The following is a 14,762-nucleotide window of genomic DNA, read 5'->3' as shown; positions in this document are numbered from 1 at the left end:
ATTCAGGTTCCTTAATTTACAACAAGGGTTACAGCAAGTTTTGAGAACGCATCCAGTCGTCGTTGAACAGCTTGGACAGATAACGATTACCTGTATCACAAGCTAAAGTCACAACGCGCTTTGGTTCGGTTTGTTGTTGGCAATAGCGCAGCGCCGCGGCAATTAAATAGCCACTGGATGAACCGACCATCACACCTTCTTTTTCCAGTACCTTACGCGCGGTTTGCATACCTTCTTTATCAGAGATAGCAAACGCCGTATTAGCCAAGTTCAGATCACAAATAGTTGGGATAAAGTCTTCCCCAATACCTTCGGCAAGCCAACTACCCGCTTCCACTTCTTCGTTACGGTTAACCAAAGGCTCTAAAATTGATCCTGCCGGGTCAGCAAGCACCAGGTCCACTCCGCTGTTTTGCTCGCGTAAATAACGACCAACACCGGTCAAGGTACCACCTGAACCAACACCACAGACAAACGCATCCAGTTTACCGTCCATTTGTTTCCAGATTTCCGGACCGGTCGTTTTGTAATGTGCATCGACATTTGCCGGATTTTCAAATTGGTTTACATAGTAGTAACCGTTTTCTTCAGCCATACGTGCTGCCATGTCCTGATAATACTCAGGGTGGCCTTTTTGCACATCTGAGCGAGTCTGTACCACTTCAGCACCCATAGCGCGCAGGTTGTTCACTTTTTCCTGGCTCATTTTGTCCGGCATAACAATTTTCAACGGATAGCCTTTGCCAGCCGCCACTAACGCCAGACCCAACCCCGTATTACCAGCCGTTGCTTCAATAATGGTGTCGCCCGGCTTCAGCTTGCCTTGCTTTTCTGCTTGCTCAACCATCTCTACCGCAATACGGTCTTTAATGGAGCCGCCAGGATTCTGCAGCTCGAGTTTCAAATACAGCTCACACGGGCCGGTATCCATATTGGTGACTTTCACCATTGGCGTGTTACCGACCATTTCTATTACATTATTAAAAACTTTCATATGGGCTCGCTTTGTTGTCGAGTGTCTGGTTCAATATCGGGTCATTATCCCTTGACTGAGCTCGCTAAACAACCTTGCGCTTAGAACCGGATGATAGTTGTTATAACTAACCCCAAAATGAGGCTGTTATGCTGGATTTACGCAGTGATACCGTAACCCTTCCAAGCACCGCAATGCGCGCCGCAATTGCCGATGCCAAAGTCGGTGATGATGTTTATGGTGAAGACCCGTCAATTAACGCACTGGAAAAGCGAGTAGCAGAGTTGCTGGGTAAAGAAGACGCTTTGCTGTGCAGCTCAGGTACCCAAAGTAACTTACTGGGGTTAATGAGCCACTGCCGTAATGGCGAAGAGTACATTGTGGGTCAGGAATATCACACTTACCGGTACGAAGCTGGCGGTGCTGCAGTTTTAGGCAGCATAGTGCCACAAACCATTGAGGTAGAAGCCGACGGAACCTTGTCACTCGACACCATTAAACAACGGATAAAACCTAACGATCCGCACTTTCCTATTACCCGGTTGCTGGCTTTTGAAAATACCCACGGCGGGCAACTGATTGACCAGGCTTATTTTGATAAAGCCCGAATTCTGGCGGACCAGAATGGTTTGTCGATGCATTTAGACGGCGCGCGTTTACCAAATGCTGCCATTGCCAGCGGCCGCAGTATGGCGGAACTGGCTTCACCGTTCGACAGCGTGTCTCTGTGCTGTTCAAAAGGGTTAGGCGCACCTATCGGTTCGTTGCTGGCCGGTTCAAAAGAACTGATTGCCCGCGCACGTCGTTGGCGCAAAATGGTCGGTGGCGGTATGCGCCAGGCAGGGTTTGTTGCCGTAGCCATTGATTACGCATTAACGCATCAGTTTGAGCGCATTCAGGACGACCACGACAATGCAGAGTGGCTGTTCGAGCAGCTTTCTGAGTTGCTGGCAAACACCGAGGCTAAAGTTCGCTATTCCTGCACCAATATGACCTTTGTTGATTTACCTGAGTCTTTGAATGCAGACGGCTTACGCGCGCTTATGGCGCAACATGATATAAAGCTGCCCGGCGGCCAGAAGCTGCGCCTTGTCTGCCATTTGGATGTTAGCCGTGAACAGCTGGAGCACTTTATTGAACTGTTTAAGCGGTGGCTGAACGACGGGCGCTGAGGTTGCCTACGGCGCTACAAACTCTGCACTTGGTCTATGAGCCGGTCGAGTGCTCGGTAGTTGAGGGCTTCGGCCAGATGTTGCTGTTCTATGACTTCGCTGTCGGCTAAGTCAGCGATGGTTCGGGCTAAACGAAGGGTTCGGTGATAGGCCCGGTGGGACAACTTCATTTTTTCTGAGGCTGTTGCTAAAAACGCTTCCGTTTTCTCTGACAGCTCACATATTTGCTTCAACGCTTTGGGTTTTATCTCGCTGTTCAGGCAGCCCTGTCGCCTAATTTGGCGCAGCCGGGCTTTTTCGACTAAGTTTTTTGCTTGTGATGTGGTCATGGGTTGGTTGTTCTGCTTAGTAGCGCCGTTTAAACTCATAGACTCTGTTTCTCGGGGCACCATCACCTGGATATCGATGCGATCAAGCAACGGTCCGGACAGCTTGCTTAAGTATTTTAAGATTTGGTCCGGGGTGGAACGACAATTAGCCAGTGAGCCATCAAACTGACCACAGGGCGATGGGTTCAAAGCGCAGACCAGCTGAAAATTAGCCGGGAATTTGACGTTGTAGCCCGCTCGACTAATCGTTATTTCACCACTTTCGAGTGGCTCTCGTAAGCAATCCAGTACATGCCGGCTGAACTCAGAAAATTCATCAAGAAAAAGCAAAGCATTATTTGCTAATGATATCTCTCCGGGGCGAACAGAATTACCTGTTCCCCCACCGACCAATGCCGCCGAAGTGCAGGTATGGTGTGGGCTCCGCAGCTCTCGTCGGGTCAAAGATTCCGCATGATGATAGTCAAAAGACACTGACTTAACCGCTGCAATTTCCATAGCTTCCTGCTCGGTCAGTGGCGGTAATATGCCATTAAGCCTCTGCGCCAACATAGTTTTGCCCGTTCCCGGTGGCCCGACGAACAACAAGTGATGTTTACCCGCCGCTGACAACAGCAAAGCTCGTTTTGCCTGCTCCTGCCCCACGACGTCAGCTAAGTCACCTTCATCAATCGCACTCTGCTGAGTCCAGTCTATTGGTTTGGATTCTCTGAGCGGTTCATGCTCATGTAGGTGCTCATACACACTGACCAAGTCCGCCGCTAACCAGCTTTTTTGTTCGCGTACTAACCCCGCCTCCTGCTCGTTAGCTATAGGCACAAAGGCCTGTCGTTTTTTCTTACGGCAAGCTAACAGTGCGGGAATGAGTCCATTCACAGCTCGCAGTTCCCCCGTCAAGGCTAACTCCCCGTAAAACTCCGCCTGCTCCAGAAGAGTATCCGGTATTTGTCCTGACGCAGCCAATATACCCACGGCTATAGCCAAGTCATACCGGGCACCGGTTTTGGGTATATCGGCCGGAGCCAAATTCACCGTAATACGTGTGGCCGGAGGGTACTCAAACCCTGCGTTCATTAAGGCGGTTTTGACCCGGTCGCGAGCCTCCTTAACCGTGGTTGCAGGCATGCCGACCATAGTGAATCCAGGCATTCCCCTCGCCAGATCCACTTCAACCCGAATTTCCGGCGCATGAATACCTATCAGTGCCCGGGTGTACACTCGCGCTAACGCCATCTGTCTCTCCATGACTGAACAACGACCTAACTATAAGCAGCGGGTAAGTCCTTGTCTGTAAGCTAAACACTTCAAGCAATGACCGATATCATTCCTTCTCTCACTTGCTTTTATACCCACTTCTGTCATCATCTTGCCCTAATTAAGAAAAAACCGAATAACCAAAGGTCAGTAAAAAGCATGTTCCACCAACTGAACCAACAGTGTCGAAAAGGTCGGTATATAGCACCATTGCTATTACTGGTTTTTATGCTGTGTTGGGGGCAAAACTTTGGATGGCTGGAAGGCTGTCCTAAGCATCAGGGCGCGCCAGCGGCTGAGCAGCTCGCAGGAAGCCATGCGGACCTGGGAGCAAAACACGAAAGCGCCAAAGCCGACTGCGACAAAACGGCGCATTTATTACAACAATTTCAGTCCGACATAACCTACGCGGCGCTGTCTTTCTTTATTCTTTTAACTTTGGCGTTGAAAGCTACAGCTCAAAAGCACGTAGCCCCAACACTTTTTCTTTTTTCCTGTAAAAGGCGACCCCACGCCGTATTTTGTTGCTTTCTGGAGTAGCGCTTCCAACGGATTCTCATCGTTGGAATACTAACTTCAGGAGTAATGTATGAATAAAATTTTACCGTTATGGCTCGTATCGCTTATTGCTACGCTGCTACTTTATAGTGCACAAAGCTTAGCGGAAACACCGTCTACTGGCTGGCTCAGTCATGAAGACCACCCGCCGGTGTCGGTAAAGCTGGAACTGACTGGTCACTATGAGGCAGAGCGCAACCTACTACCCGCTCTGCTGCATGTTGAGCTGGATGAGGGCTGGAAAACCTACTGGCGTTCGCCGGGGGAAGGCGGCATACCGCCAACTTTCGACGGGTCGAAGTCAGCCAATATTAAAAATATCGAGTGGCACTGGCCGGTGCCCTCGCGCTACAGCATTCAGGGCATTGATACCGTGGGGTATCAGGGGTCGTTGACCTTTCCGTTAATGATACAGCTAAGCCCGGATGCCAGGCAGGCACACATTAGCGGTACGCTGACTATGTCGTCCTGTACCACCGTTTGTGTGTTAACGGACTACCCAATTGACTTGCACGTTGACCTGGACACCCTGACCGTCGACAGTGATCGTGCCTTTGCCTTTAATCAGGCCATGGGCAAAGTACCCAGGGAATACGACAGCAATAACGTGAAGCGGGCTATTTGGTCCGACGCCAACCAGCGTGTTCAACTGACCATAGAGCGTGACAGCGGCTGGCAAGAACCTCAACTGTTTATACACAGCAACGACGAAGCTCTGGCCGATGCAGAGTTTTCATCACCGAATATTCAGGTGGAAGGAAATACGCTCACGGCGAATATTGAGGTTAGCCACTGGCTGGAACTACCGGACCTTAGCGGCGCTGAACTCATCACTACGGTCAGTGATGAAAAGTTTGCCGCTGAATATAACGTTCAGCTAACCGCAGGCACTATTGCAAATAACGCACCTCCGCTGTGGGCCATTTTATTGATGGCGTTAGCTGGCGGGCTTATTTTGAACATTATGCCCTGCGTGTTGCCGGTATTAGGCCTGAAAGTTCAAAGCCTTATTTTGTCTGGTGCACAACAGCCGAAGGTAGTGCGTAAGCAGTTTTTTGCGTCATCACTGGGTATTATCAGCTCGTTTCTGATCATTGCCCTGGGGCTGATGGTTCTTCGCTGGTCAGGCGGTTCTGTCGGCTGGGGAATTCAGTTTCAAAACCCTTACTTCATTGCTGCATTAGTAGCTATTACCTGGCTATTCGCATTGAACTTAATGGGCGCCTTTGAGTTTAAATTGCCGTCTTCTTTGAGTACCAGTGCTGTAACCGCCGGCGATGACAGCTACAAAGGGAATTTCCTGCAAGGCATGCTGGCCACGGTATTGGCTACACCTTGTACAGCGCCCTTTTTAGGTACCGCGGTAGCCTTTGCATTAGCCGCCGAATCCTCGGTTATTCTGCTGATTTTTGCCGCTCTTGGCATTGGCATGGCGCTGCCCTGGTTACTCATAGCCGTGTTCCCGAAAACCGCCAAGTTACTGCCCAAGCCCGGTCGCTGGATGCAATGGGTGAAACCCGTTTTCGCCATTATGATGCTGGCAACCACGGTCTGGCTGACAACCTTGCTGAAAAACTTTATCAGCAACGAGTTATTCCTGGCGCTAACTGTCGGTTTATCGGTTCTGACATTGGTGATTATTGGTAAAGTGCATGGCCGTAAGGCGCTGTTTTTATCCATTGGTGGCTTTTTGGTATTAGCTGCCGTTGTCGGTACGACGTTAATTCTTACCGCAGACCGTTGGGTCAACAAACTGCCGCAGGACCACCAGTGGCAACCGTTAACACAAGAGCGTATTGATGAAGCCGTGGCCAATGACCAAACCGTGTTTGTGGATGTGACCGCAGACTGGTGTATCACCTGCCAGGCCAACAAAGTGGGCGTGTTACTGCAAGATCCGGTATTTACAGCCTTAGGTAAGGAGCACGTCACCCGCCTGCGTGGCGACTGGACCAAAGCCAACGAGAGCATTACCCAATACTTAAAGGCCAACAATACCTTTGGTGTGCCCTTTAACAAAGTCTACGGACCCGGCGCTCCGGACGGTATAACCCTGCCCGTAGTGCTCAGTAAAGATAAAGTCATGGACGCGCTGGAGGATGCTCGTGAACAATAACAAAGCGAAACCGTCGTGGGCAAAGCGGCTTCGAACCGCAGCGCTTTATATTGTGCTGTTCTCGGTCGTCGCTTTCATAGTCGATGCCTTTCGTAATAGTGACGTGCCGGAGTCTGTTCCAGCGGAGCTGTCGTCACTAACGGACATAAACGGCGAGCAATATAACTTACGCGAAATGAGCAAGGACAGCCCCGTTGTACTGTATTTTTGGGCAACCTGGTGTCCTGTTTGCCCGGCGGTCTCGCCTACGGTTGATTACGTTGGTAGCCACTACCCGACCATTAGCGTGGCATTGCGCTCTGGCGACAACGACAAACTGACGCGCTACGCGCAGGCGAAAGGGTATGAGTTTCCTATTGTTAACGACAACCTCAACCGCGTATCAAACGGCTGGCAGGTATCTGCCACGCCAACCATCATCATTATTGAAAACGGTGACATTGTTTCAGCGACAACGGGGGTCACAACGCCTCCGGGTTTGTTTATTCGCCTTTGGTTTCACCAGTTTTTTTGAAGTAGGAAAGTAGTATGAATTTTATCTATAAAACGTTTTTCATCGTTGCTTTTATCTTTAGCAGCAACGTATTTGCGCAAGATTTAAACCCGCAACAAGAAGAAGACTTGGAAAAAGTCGAACAGCTATTGCGTGAAAACCCGCAGCTAATTTCAAACATTCACCGAGGCTTGCAACGCTTTTTAGAACAGCAAAGTGAGCAAAAAAACGCCTTCGCTAACCATCAGGGGTGGCTGTATCAGTCGGCGGCACATCCAATTTTAGGTGACAAAGATGCGCCGCATAAAATCGTTGTATTTACCGACTACAACTGCCCGTTTTGCAAGAAGTTAGAGCCTGGCCTTCATAAACTGATTGAGGAATACCCGTCTATTCAGGTCGTGAACATTTTCGTGCCTTTACGCCAACAGCAGGTTGATGGGCTCAAAACCAATTCCGCACTTTATGGACTGAACCTGTGGCGCAATGACCCTAAGGCGTTCTTTGAATCTCATAACCTAATGATGAAAAAGTCGGGCATGCATACCGCTGACTCACTGCAAAGCGTTGCGCAAGTCACGGGTACCGAGGCCTTTTTGTCACCGTCCAGCGAAAGCGAAGCGGTTATTCGCAAAAATATGTCAGCATTTCGCGAACTAGGCTTTCGCGGCACACCGACCATCATCATTGGTCAGCAGGTAACGCCTGGTTATATTCCTTATGACAAGCTGGAAACCATAGCTACCGAGCAGTTTGAACTAGATTAACTGAGAAATAGATAGGGAGCTTGCTACAAGCTCCCTTCTTTAAAGGATTACTTGATAAAGGCTTCGGCTCGTACTAACATTTGTGAGCACACATTTAAAAGAGAACCATCATGGAAACAAGAATTCAGTTTCGTATCGATGAACAAACAAAGCACTTAGCGCAGCAGCAGGCTGAGAGTGAAGGTCGGACTTTGAGTGACGCGTGTCGGCAACTTGCCGAGCAGCTAGCATCGGAGCGTCGAAAACAGCTATCGCAGAACAGCTGGCTTACAGAACAAGTGAATCAGGCATTCCAGAAATTGGAATCTGGCCAGTCTGAGTTCATGGATAACGAACAGGCAAAAAGCCGCATGGAAAAATTTAAAGCTCAATTTCGAAAATAAGGCGTGCAAATGATTTATTGGGAAGAGGATGCCCTGAAAGACAGAGAAAGGATTTTCGAGTTTCTTTACAATTTTAACCCTATAGTGGCAGAACAAACCGATTCACTGATACAAAGCAAAGTCGAAACATTGCTTGAGCAGCCCTATATTGGCGTTAAACGCGAGAATATAAAGGGAAGGCTTTTAATCCTCCCCGATATTTCAATGCTTGTCCCTTACTATATCGACGGAACCAACATACGAGTTTTGCGCGTGCTGCATGAGAAGCAGCAGTTTCCATTTACGTAGGCGTCTTACCAATAGTTTTCCGAAGTCACATTACCGGGCTTGCGGCGGGTGTTCTTAGCAAGCCCCAGTTCCGCCAGCGCGGCACGTGACTCTTTTATCATGTCAGGGTTACCGCAAAGCATCACCTGCGCGCGGGTATCCAACGGTGTGTCGAGTGCATCACTTAATTGACCCGAGCTAATCAGTTCTGGAATCCGTGCAGATAGAGCTCCGGGAATGTTTTCACGGGTAATCACCGGCTGATAACCCAGCTGCCCGGGGTATTCTTGTTGCCACTGCTCTATTTGCCCCTGATAAACCAGGTCTTCTGCCACACGAACACCGTGTACCAGGTTAATGCGTTTGAATCGTTCCCATGGCTTTTCGGTTCTCAGCATAGAAATAAACGGACCAATGCCGGTACCGGTTGAGAGCATCCACAAGCTGTCGCCGTCCGGTACTTCGTCCAGTGTGAAAAAGCCACCGGCGGGCTGGGTAATGTCCACACTGTCGCCCGGCTGCAACTGAGCTAGCTTGGTGCTGACCTCGCCGTCTTCCACTTCGGCTATGACAAAATCCAGTATGGCTTCGCCCGGCGCACTGGCCAGCGAGTAGGCACGCAATAGCTGCTCACCACCTACATTCAGGCCTAAACGGACAAACTGCCCTGCCTTAAAGTCAAACGGCTCGGCCACAACTCTCAAACTGAAAACGCCAGAACTCCAACGGTAATTCTCGACAACTTTTCCACTAATCCATTGGATCATACGGCTGACTTAGTCCTTGTTTTGGTTCTTGGTCGCTTCCAGTTCTTTTTCTAACAGCTCAACGCGCTCACGCAGGCGCAGTAACATTTGCTGCTGTACATCCAGCTCTTCACGGGTCACTAAATCGAGTTTAGACAGCTGTGACTGCAGTGTTTGTTTAACACGCTGCTCCATATTGCCCGCCAGCTCTTTTACGCCGGCTGGCATGCTGTCGTTAATTTGGCGAGCAATATTCTCTATTGTTTTGTTGTCCATAAGTCTCTCTTTGTGTAAATCGTTGCTTATTCATTTAGCTTAGCAGGAGATTCAGGTAAAATCCGAGCTTCTTATCGGCTTTTTCACGAATCAGGAACTCCGCGGCGCCCATGCTGAACGATCGCCAGAACCAGGCTGTACATTATATTCAGGGTCCTTTATTGGTGCTGGCCGGTGCCGGTAGCGGTAAAACGCGGGTTATTACCGAGAAAATTGCCTACCTTATTCGTCAGCAAATTTACACGGCACGCCAAATTGGCGCGGTCACTTTCACCAACAAAGCCGCCAAAGAGATGAAAGAGCGTATTGCGCAAACCTTGCCGAAAGCGCAGCTGCGCGGTTTAACCGTGTGTACCTTTCATACTCTGGGGCTGAATATTATCCGGCGCGAACTCAGCACTCTGGGGTTTAAGCCCGGTTTTTCATTGTTTGACGACCAGGACACCTACGCCCTGCTAAACGCTCTTACTGAAGATGTATTTGAGGGCGATAAAGCGCTGATTCAAGCCTGTCAGCACCAGATAGGCCACTGGAAGAACGCCATGCTTTCCCCTGAGCAAGCCTTAGAAAAAGCCGGAAACGATCAGGAAAATGCTTTCGCGCAGGTTTATCAGCAGTACCAAAATAACCTGAGTGCCTGCAATGCGGTTGACTTTGACGACCTGATTCGTCTGCCAACCTTACTGCTGGCAACCAATGAAAACGCCCGCGCTCGCTGGCAAAAGAAGTTTCAATACCTATTGGTGGACGAGTATCAGGACACCAACACCAGTCAGTACCAGTTGGTTAAATTACTGGTGGGCGAGCGTGCCCGTTTTACCGTGGTGGGCGACGATGACCAGTCCATTTACTCCTGGCGCGGTGCGCAACCGAAGAACCTCGCACTGTTAAAGCAGGACTTTCCTAGTCTGGAAGTAGTAAAACTGGAGCAGAATTACCGTTCGCACGGCCGTATTCTGAAAGCGGCGAACATTCTCATTGAAAATAACCCACACGTCTTTGAGAAGAAGCTGTTTTCTGAGATGGAATACGGTGAACCGCTGAGTGTTATCTTTGGCCGAAATGAAGAACATGAAGCCGAAAGGGTCATAGCTGAAATTGTGAAGCAGCGGTTCCTGCGTAAAACGCCGTATCATCATTTTGCCATTTTATACCGGGGTAACCATCAGTCGCGCTTGTTTGAAAAAGCTCTAATGAACAACCGTATTCCGTACAAAATTACCGGTGGTCAGTCATTTTTTGCCCGTGCGGAAGTCAAAGACATTATGGCTTACCTGCGGTTATTGGTGAACCCAACCGACGACACCGCCTTTCTGCGTATTATTAACACGCCGCGCCGTGGCATTGGTCCGCAAACCGTGGAGCGCATTGGTCGTTTGTCGCAGGAGTTAGGCTGCAGCTTATTTGAAGCCTGCCAGTCACCCCACTTAAAAACGCAGCTCAGCACCGGTGTTTTTCAGCATGTGGACGTATTCCGTAATATGATAGATACCCTCGCTCGTCAGGCTAATCATCAGGAAGATGCCAGCGATGCGGTGCGACAGTTGCTCAGCGAAATTGGTTACGAGGACTGGTTGTTTGAACAAAGCCCCAGTGCAAAAGCTGCGGAAATGCGCATTAAGAATGTGTACGAACTGCATCGCTGGGTGTCCGATATGCTAAAAGGCGATGCCGACCATGAGCCTATGGAACTGGATCAGGTCGTCAGCCGTTTATCCCTGCGCGATATGATGTCCCGCAACGAAGATGACGAGCAGTTTGAGCAGGTGCAGTTAATGACTCTGCATGCGTCCAAAGGTCTGGAATTTCCTTACGTGTTTTTGGTGGGAATGGAAGAAGGCTTACTGCCGCACCAAAGCAGTATTGATGAAAACAATATTGAAGAAGAGCGTCGGCTGGCTTACGTGGGCATAACCCGGGCACAGCATAAGTTAGTCTTCACTATGGCGAAAGAGCGCCGCCAGTTTGGGGAAAAGCTTGAGCCGCAGCCCAGTCGTTTCCTGCTAGAGCTCCCTCAGGATGACTTAGAGTGGGAACACCGCAAGCAGAAATCAGATGAAGAGCGGGAAGAACAAAGAAGTCAGGGGCTGGAGATGTTGAAGAATGCGCTGAAGTAGCGCCAGCAGTCACGCGCACACGAAACTGGAGTCGTCGTCTTTAACGATACGGCTTTCATAGTTTTGGTCAATAAAACTCCCCTGACCAATAGTGACGCCCTGCTTTTCAACGTCGTCCTTTTGTGTTTCAGTTTCCAGACCGTCTGCATAAACTTCAATATTCAGTTCATGACACAGCGTAACTATGTGCTTAAGCATGGCCTGAGCACGGTTATTGCTGCTTAGCCGGGCAATATAATGATGATCCAGCTTTAATACCGTAAACGGGAAGTTATACAAGAACTGCAACGGCCCGGAGCCACTACCAAAATTATCGATAACCAGTGTAAAGCCAAATTCCGACAGCCGTCTGAGACTCGCGAGCACCCGCCGGCCATCTTTCACCAGATCAGTTTCATCAAACTCTAGCGCAATATTTTCCGGCTTGGCGCCGCTGTCCATAACGATATTAACCAGCTCATTCAGGTGACTGGTTTTCAACAGGTGCCTAACCGATAAATTAAGATGTAACGACGTTTCATTGCTGACCTTATTTTCAACCAGCCAGCGACTGGCGGTACGTAAAACAAACCTGTCGAGCTTAACAATAAGCCCCGTCCGCTCAGCAAGAGGTAGAAGCTCCTCGCTGTCGAAACTGTAACGGGGATCATCCCACACTAACTTTGCTTCTACCGCTTGGACATCGCCTGTTTTTAAATCAACGATTGGTTGATAGCTAACAGCAAAGTCCTTGTCGACTTTCGCGTGTCTCAACGCCGTTTCTTTGCGTACACTGTCGACAAGCGTTTCATGCATACTGTCGTCGAATAATACGTAACGGCCCCGTCCCATGCCTTTAGCCTGATACATAGCAGCGTCTGCGTCACGCAGGAGACGTTCAGCCGAGTCCGTCTCTTCAAGACACTCGGCAATACCAATACTGGCACCGGAGTAATGTTCCTGCCCATTCAGCTGAAACGGCTCACTCATTTGTTGGATCATTCGCTTGGCAACGTCTTTCGCGTCATCAATGCTGGTAATGGTATCCAGTAAGATAACGAACTCATCACCGCCCAAACGCGCAACCATGTCGTTGTCACGCACACAGTCGCCAATACGCTTACTCACTTCCAGCAAAAATTCGTCACCAGCAGAGTGACCAAGGGTATCGTTAATGTTTTTAAAACGGTCAAGGTCGACAAACAATACCGCAAAATGATGTTCAGGATGGCGGCGCTTATGCGCTACAGCCTGCTGCAGGCGCTCATTAAACAAAATCCGGTTGGGTAACCCGGTCAGGTTATCGTGATGTGCAGCGTGGAATAAGTTGGACTCTGTTTTCTTTCGACGCTCAATTTCTGATACAAGCTCTTCGGTGCGCTCTGCCACCTTCTTCTCCAGAAACTGGTTCACTCGTTGAATTTCTTCAGCGGAACGTTTTCTGTCGATAGCAACGGCAACATGCTGCGAAACAAAGTTCAGCAGCTCCAAATCATCATTTTGATAAAGGAAGTCACCGTCATAAGTCTGCACCGCAATAACACCAAACACCTGACCATTCATCATTAGCGGACTGCCCAGCCATTGCTTCGCCAGCTTCATGCCGCCATAACCTAATTCAATTTCATTCTTTTTCAGTAACTTCTGCCTGACAGCCGCATTCACAAAAGCCGGCTCCTGCTTTTTAATGACGTACTCAGTCAAACCTTTACCTACGCGACGACGTTCTGCTTTTGCGCCCGTCTCGTCTACGTGATAGGGAAAATGCAGAAACTTTTTATCATCCGACAGCAACGCCACATAAAAGTTATCGGCATGAATGAGTTTGCCAATTTGCCGGTGCAATTGTCGGTAAAACGCATTCATGTCATCAGAGGTATTGGTCAACTCTGAAATTGCGAACAGCACCGAAGTCTGCTGCTCAGCCCTTTCCCGAATGGTGATTTCGCTCATCAGGCTTTCATTGGCATGGCGAAGTTCGGCAGTCTGGTGCTCTATTTCGCTTTGCATTAAATCGCGTTGTTTTAAGCGTTCAAGTGCATTCACTACGTGTTGCGAAACAAAGGTCAACAGGTCTTCGTCAGAGGTATCGTAGCGGACATCGGCACTGTAGCTCTGCACAACCATAACGCCAATAGTAATATCACCACGTTTAAGAGGGACACCCAGCCAGTCCTGGTGTTCGGCTCCCAAACCTTCAATTTCATTGTTATCAATAAGTCGTTGGTAGACTTCAGGTGGGCATAAAAGCGACTGGCCCTTTCTTAAAACGTAGCCAGTTAAACCTTTACTGAGTTGCTCAATTGGAATGCGTTCGAACAAGGTGTCCTGATCAATTTCATCAACAAAGTAGACAAAATCGACAAGCTCTTCCTGAGGTTCATAAAGACAGATGTAGAAATTGCGGGCATACATCAGTTCGCCGATGATTTCATGCAGTGACTGGTAAAAGTTGTCCATTTGGCGTGCGGAAGCCGCCAGTTCCGAAATTCGAAACAGCGCCTTTTGTACGACCTCAGCCGATCGGTATTTTTGGGTCAACCCCTTTAAACGGGTAATGACCTTTCGCAAGCGTTCATTTTCAGTTTGTAACCCCTGAAGCTGCTCCTTGCTTACCTTACGGTCTGTCATTCAGGTTCACCTTTAAACACTGACACTCCTTGCCGCAAACACACTTTTTTAACACTTGTTGTATTTAATAACAGTCGTACAGTATAGACCTCTGTCAAAAAATAGAAAAGATTTGTAAAGAAATAATTGGAGCGAGGGAGTTCCAGAGAGCAGTTAACGTCAATTGACACGAAAAAAGGCTGCCAAGTTGGCAGCCTTTTCAGAACATCTTAAAACTCATGTGTTTTAGATGTCTTCAATCATATAGTCGATAGCGGCCTGAATTTCGTCTTCAGAACAGTCGCTACAAGTTCCCATAGGGGGCATAGCGTTGTAGCCTTCAACGGCGTGCTTTAATACGGTTTCCATACCTTGGTCTAACCGCTCTTTCCAGTCAGAGGCTTCGTTAATTTTAGGCGCACCCATAACACCGCTAGTGTGACAGGCTGTACAAAATTTATCGTAAACTTGCTGGCCTGAACGTGGACCGCTGCTTTCTTCAGCTGCGCTGCTTTCACCAGCCACATAGTGCTTACCTGCCGGCTTAATACGCTCTGCTATTGCTTCGCGTGACATGTCATCCTGCACCGAAGACGCACTGATGCTTAGCGCAAACAGCATGGAAATAGTGCCCAAAACGCTCTTAACGAAAAATGAATTCATAACTTTCACTGGTTTCTCCTACAAATGGCTGGTGTTCTTGCACGCCCAGTTAGTGGATG

13 protein-coding genes are annotated in these 14,762 nt (G+C 49.0%); 7 read left to right on the top strand and 6 right to left on the bottom strand.

The features are described from left to right. Nucleotides 1-28 precede the first annotated feature (28 nt). Nucleotides 29-994 carry a PLP-dependent cysteine synthase family protein gene (locus tag VBY75_RS06970; RefSeq protein ID WP_416511731.1) on the bottom strand — a complete coding sequence of 322 codons (966 nt, stop codon included), beginning with the start codon at nt 992-994 and terminating at the stop codon, nt 29-31. A 128-nt stretch (nt 995-1,122) separates the two neighbouring features. Between VBY75_RS06970 and ltaE the strand changes: the two genes are divergently transcribed. Continuing rightward, a complete protein-coding gene (ltaE, locus tag VBY75_RS06965) occupies nt 1,123-2,145 on the top strand; it encodes a low-specificity L-threonine aldolase (protein WP_416511730.1) in 1,023 nt (340 codons plus the stop codon). Between the two features lie 14 nt (nt 2,146-2,159). On the opposite strand, the gene VBY75_RS06960 is transcribed toward ltaE, so the two are convergent. Then, nucleotides 2,160-3,707, bottom strand: coding sequence for a YifB family Mg chelatase-like AAA ATPase (locus VBY75_RS06960; protein WP_271332135.1), 1,548 nt, complete (start codon nt 3,705-3,707; stop codon nt 2,160-2,162). 610 nt (nt 3,708-4,317) lie between these two features. On the opposite strand from VBY75_RS06960, the gene VBY75_RS06955 reads away from it, so the two are divergent. The 5 genes from VBY75_RS06955 to VBY75_RS06935 all read left to right on the top strand — a co-directional run bounded on the left by VBY75_RS06955 (nt 4,318) and on the right by VBY75_RS06935 (nt 8,333). After that, the gene (locus tag VBY75_RS06955) at nt 4,318-6,402 is read left to right on the top strand and encodes a protein-disulfide reductase DsbD family protein (RefSeq protein ID WP_416511727.1); all 2,085 of its coding nucleotides are present in this window, start codon (nt 4,318-4,320) and stop codon (nt 6,400-6,402) included. Beyond that, nucleotides 6,392-6,916 (top strand): protein disulfide oxidoreductase, encoded by a 525-nt coding sequence (locus VBY75_RS06950; RefSeq protein ID WP_416511725.1) that lies wholly within the window; start codon nt 6,392-6,394, stop codon nt 6,914-6,916. Before VBY75_RS06955 ends, VBY75_RS06950 begins: the two co-directional genes overlap by 11 nt. Before the next feature lie 14 nt (nt 6,917-6,930). After that, complete coding sequence (locus tag VBY75_RS06945; protein WP_054488584.1) at nt 6,931-7,662, top strand: DsbA family protein; 732 nt, start codon at nt 6,931-6,933, stop codon at nt 7,660-7,662. Between the two features lie 110 nt (nt 7,663-7,772). Beyond that, nucleotides 7,773-8,045, top strand: a complete 273-nt coding sequence (locus VBY75_RS06940; protein ID WP_199494488.1) for a type II toxin-antitoxin system RelB/DinJ family antitoxin — start codon at nt 7,773-7,775, stop codon at nt 8,043-8,045. Between the two features lie 9 nt (nt 8,046-8,054). Beyond that, the gene (locus tag VBY75_RS06935; protein WP_199494489.1) at nt 8,055-8,333 is read left to right on the top strand and encodes a type II toxin-antitoxin system RelE/ParE family toxin; all 279 of its coding nucleotides are present in this window, start codon (nt 8,055-8,057) and stop codon (nt 8,331-8,333) included. Between the two features lie 5 nt (nt 8,334-8,338). On the opposite strand, the gene VBY75_RS06930 is transcribed toward VBY75_RS06935, so the two are convergent. Together VBY75_RS06930 and VBY75_RS06925 are read right to left on the bottom strand one after the other, a co-directional pair. After that, nucleotides 8,339-9,079: a ferredoxin--NADP reductase gene (locus VBY75_RS06930; protein WP_199494490.1), complete on the bottom strand. Its 741-nt coding sequence runs from the start codon at nt 9,077-9,079 to the stop codon at nt 8,339-8,341. 9 nt (nt 9,080-9,088) lie between these two features. Beyond that, nucleotides 9,089-9,334: an accessory factor UbiK family protein gene (locus VBY75_RS06925; RefSeq protein WP_011233471.1), complete on the bottom strand. Its 246-nt coding sequence runs from the start codon at nt 9,332-9,334 to the stop codon at nt 9,089-9,091. A 110-nt stretch (nt 9,335-9,444) separates the two neighbouring features. Here VBY75_RS06925 and rep point away from each other — a divergent pair, with 110 nt between their 5' ends. Next, a complete protein-coding gene (gene rep, locus VBY75_RS06920; RefSeq protein WP_278355817.1) occupies nt 9,445-11,451 on the top strand; it encodes a DNA helicase Rep in 2,007 nt (668 codons plus the stop codon). Between the two features lie 9 nt (nt 11,452-11,460). Here the strand turns inward: rep and VBY75_RS06915 are convergent, their stop codons facing one another. Both VBY75_RS06915 and VBY75_RS06910 read right to left on the bottom strand, forming a co-directional pair. Continuing rightward, entirely contained in the window at nt 11,461-14,061 is a 2,601-nt protein-coding gene (locus VBY75_RS06915; protein ID WP_416511721.1) for a diguanylate cyclase domain-containing protein, read from the bottom strand. A gap of 225 nt (nt 14,062-14,286) precedes the next feature. Beyond that, nucleotides 14,287-14,712 carry a c-type cytochrome gene (locus VBY75_RS06910; RefSeq protein WP_244994802.1) on the bottom strand — a complete coding sequence of 142 codons (426 nt, stop codon included), beginning with the start codon at nt 14,710-14,712 and terminating at the stop codon, nt 14,287-14,289. Nucleotides 14,713-14,762: the final 50 nt, after the last annotated feature.

The organism is Idiomarina sp. HB, assembly GCF_048059115.1.
Taxonomy (GTDB): domain Bacteria; phylum Pseudomonadota; class Gammaproteobacteria; order Enterobacterales; family Alteromonadaceae; genus Idiomarina; species Idiomarina abyssalis.
This window is presented reverse-complemented; position numbering and strand designations above follow the sequence as displayed.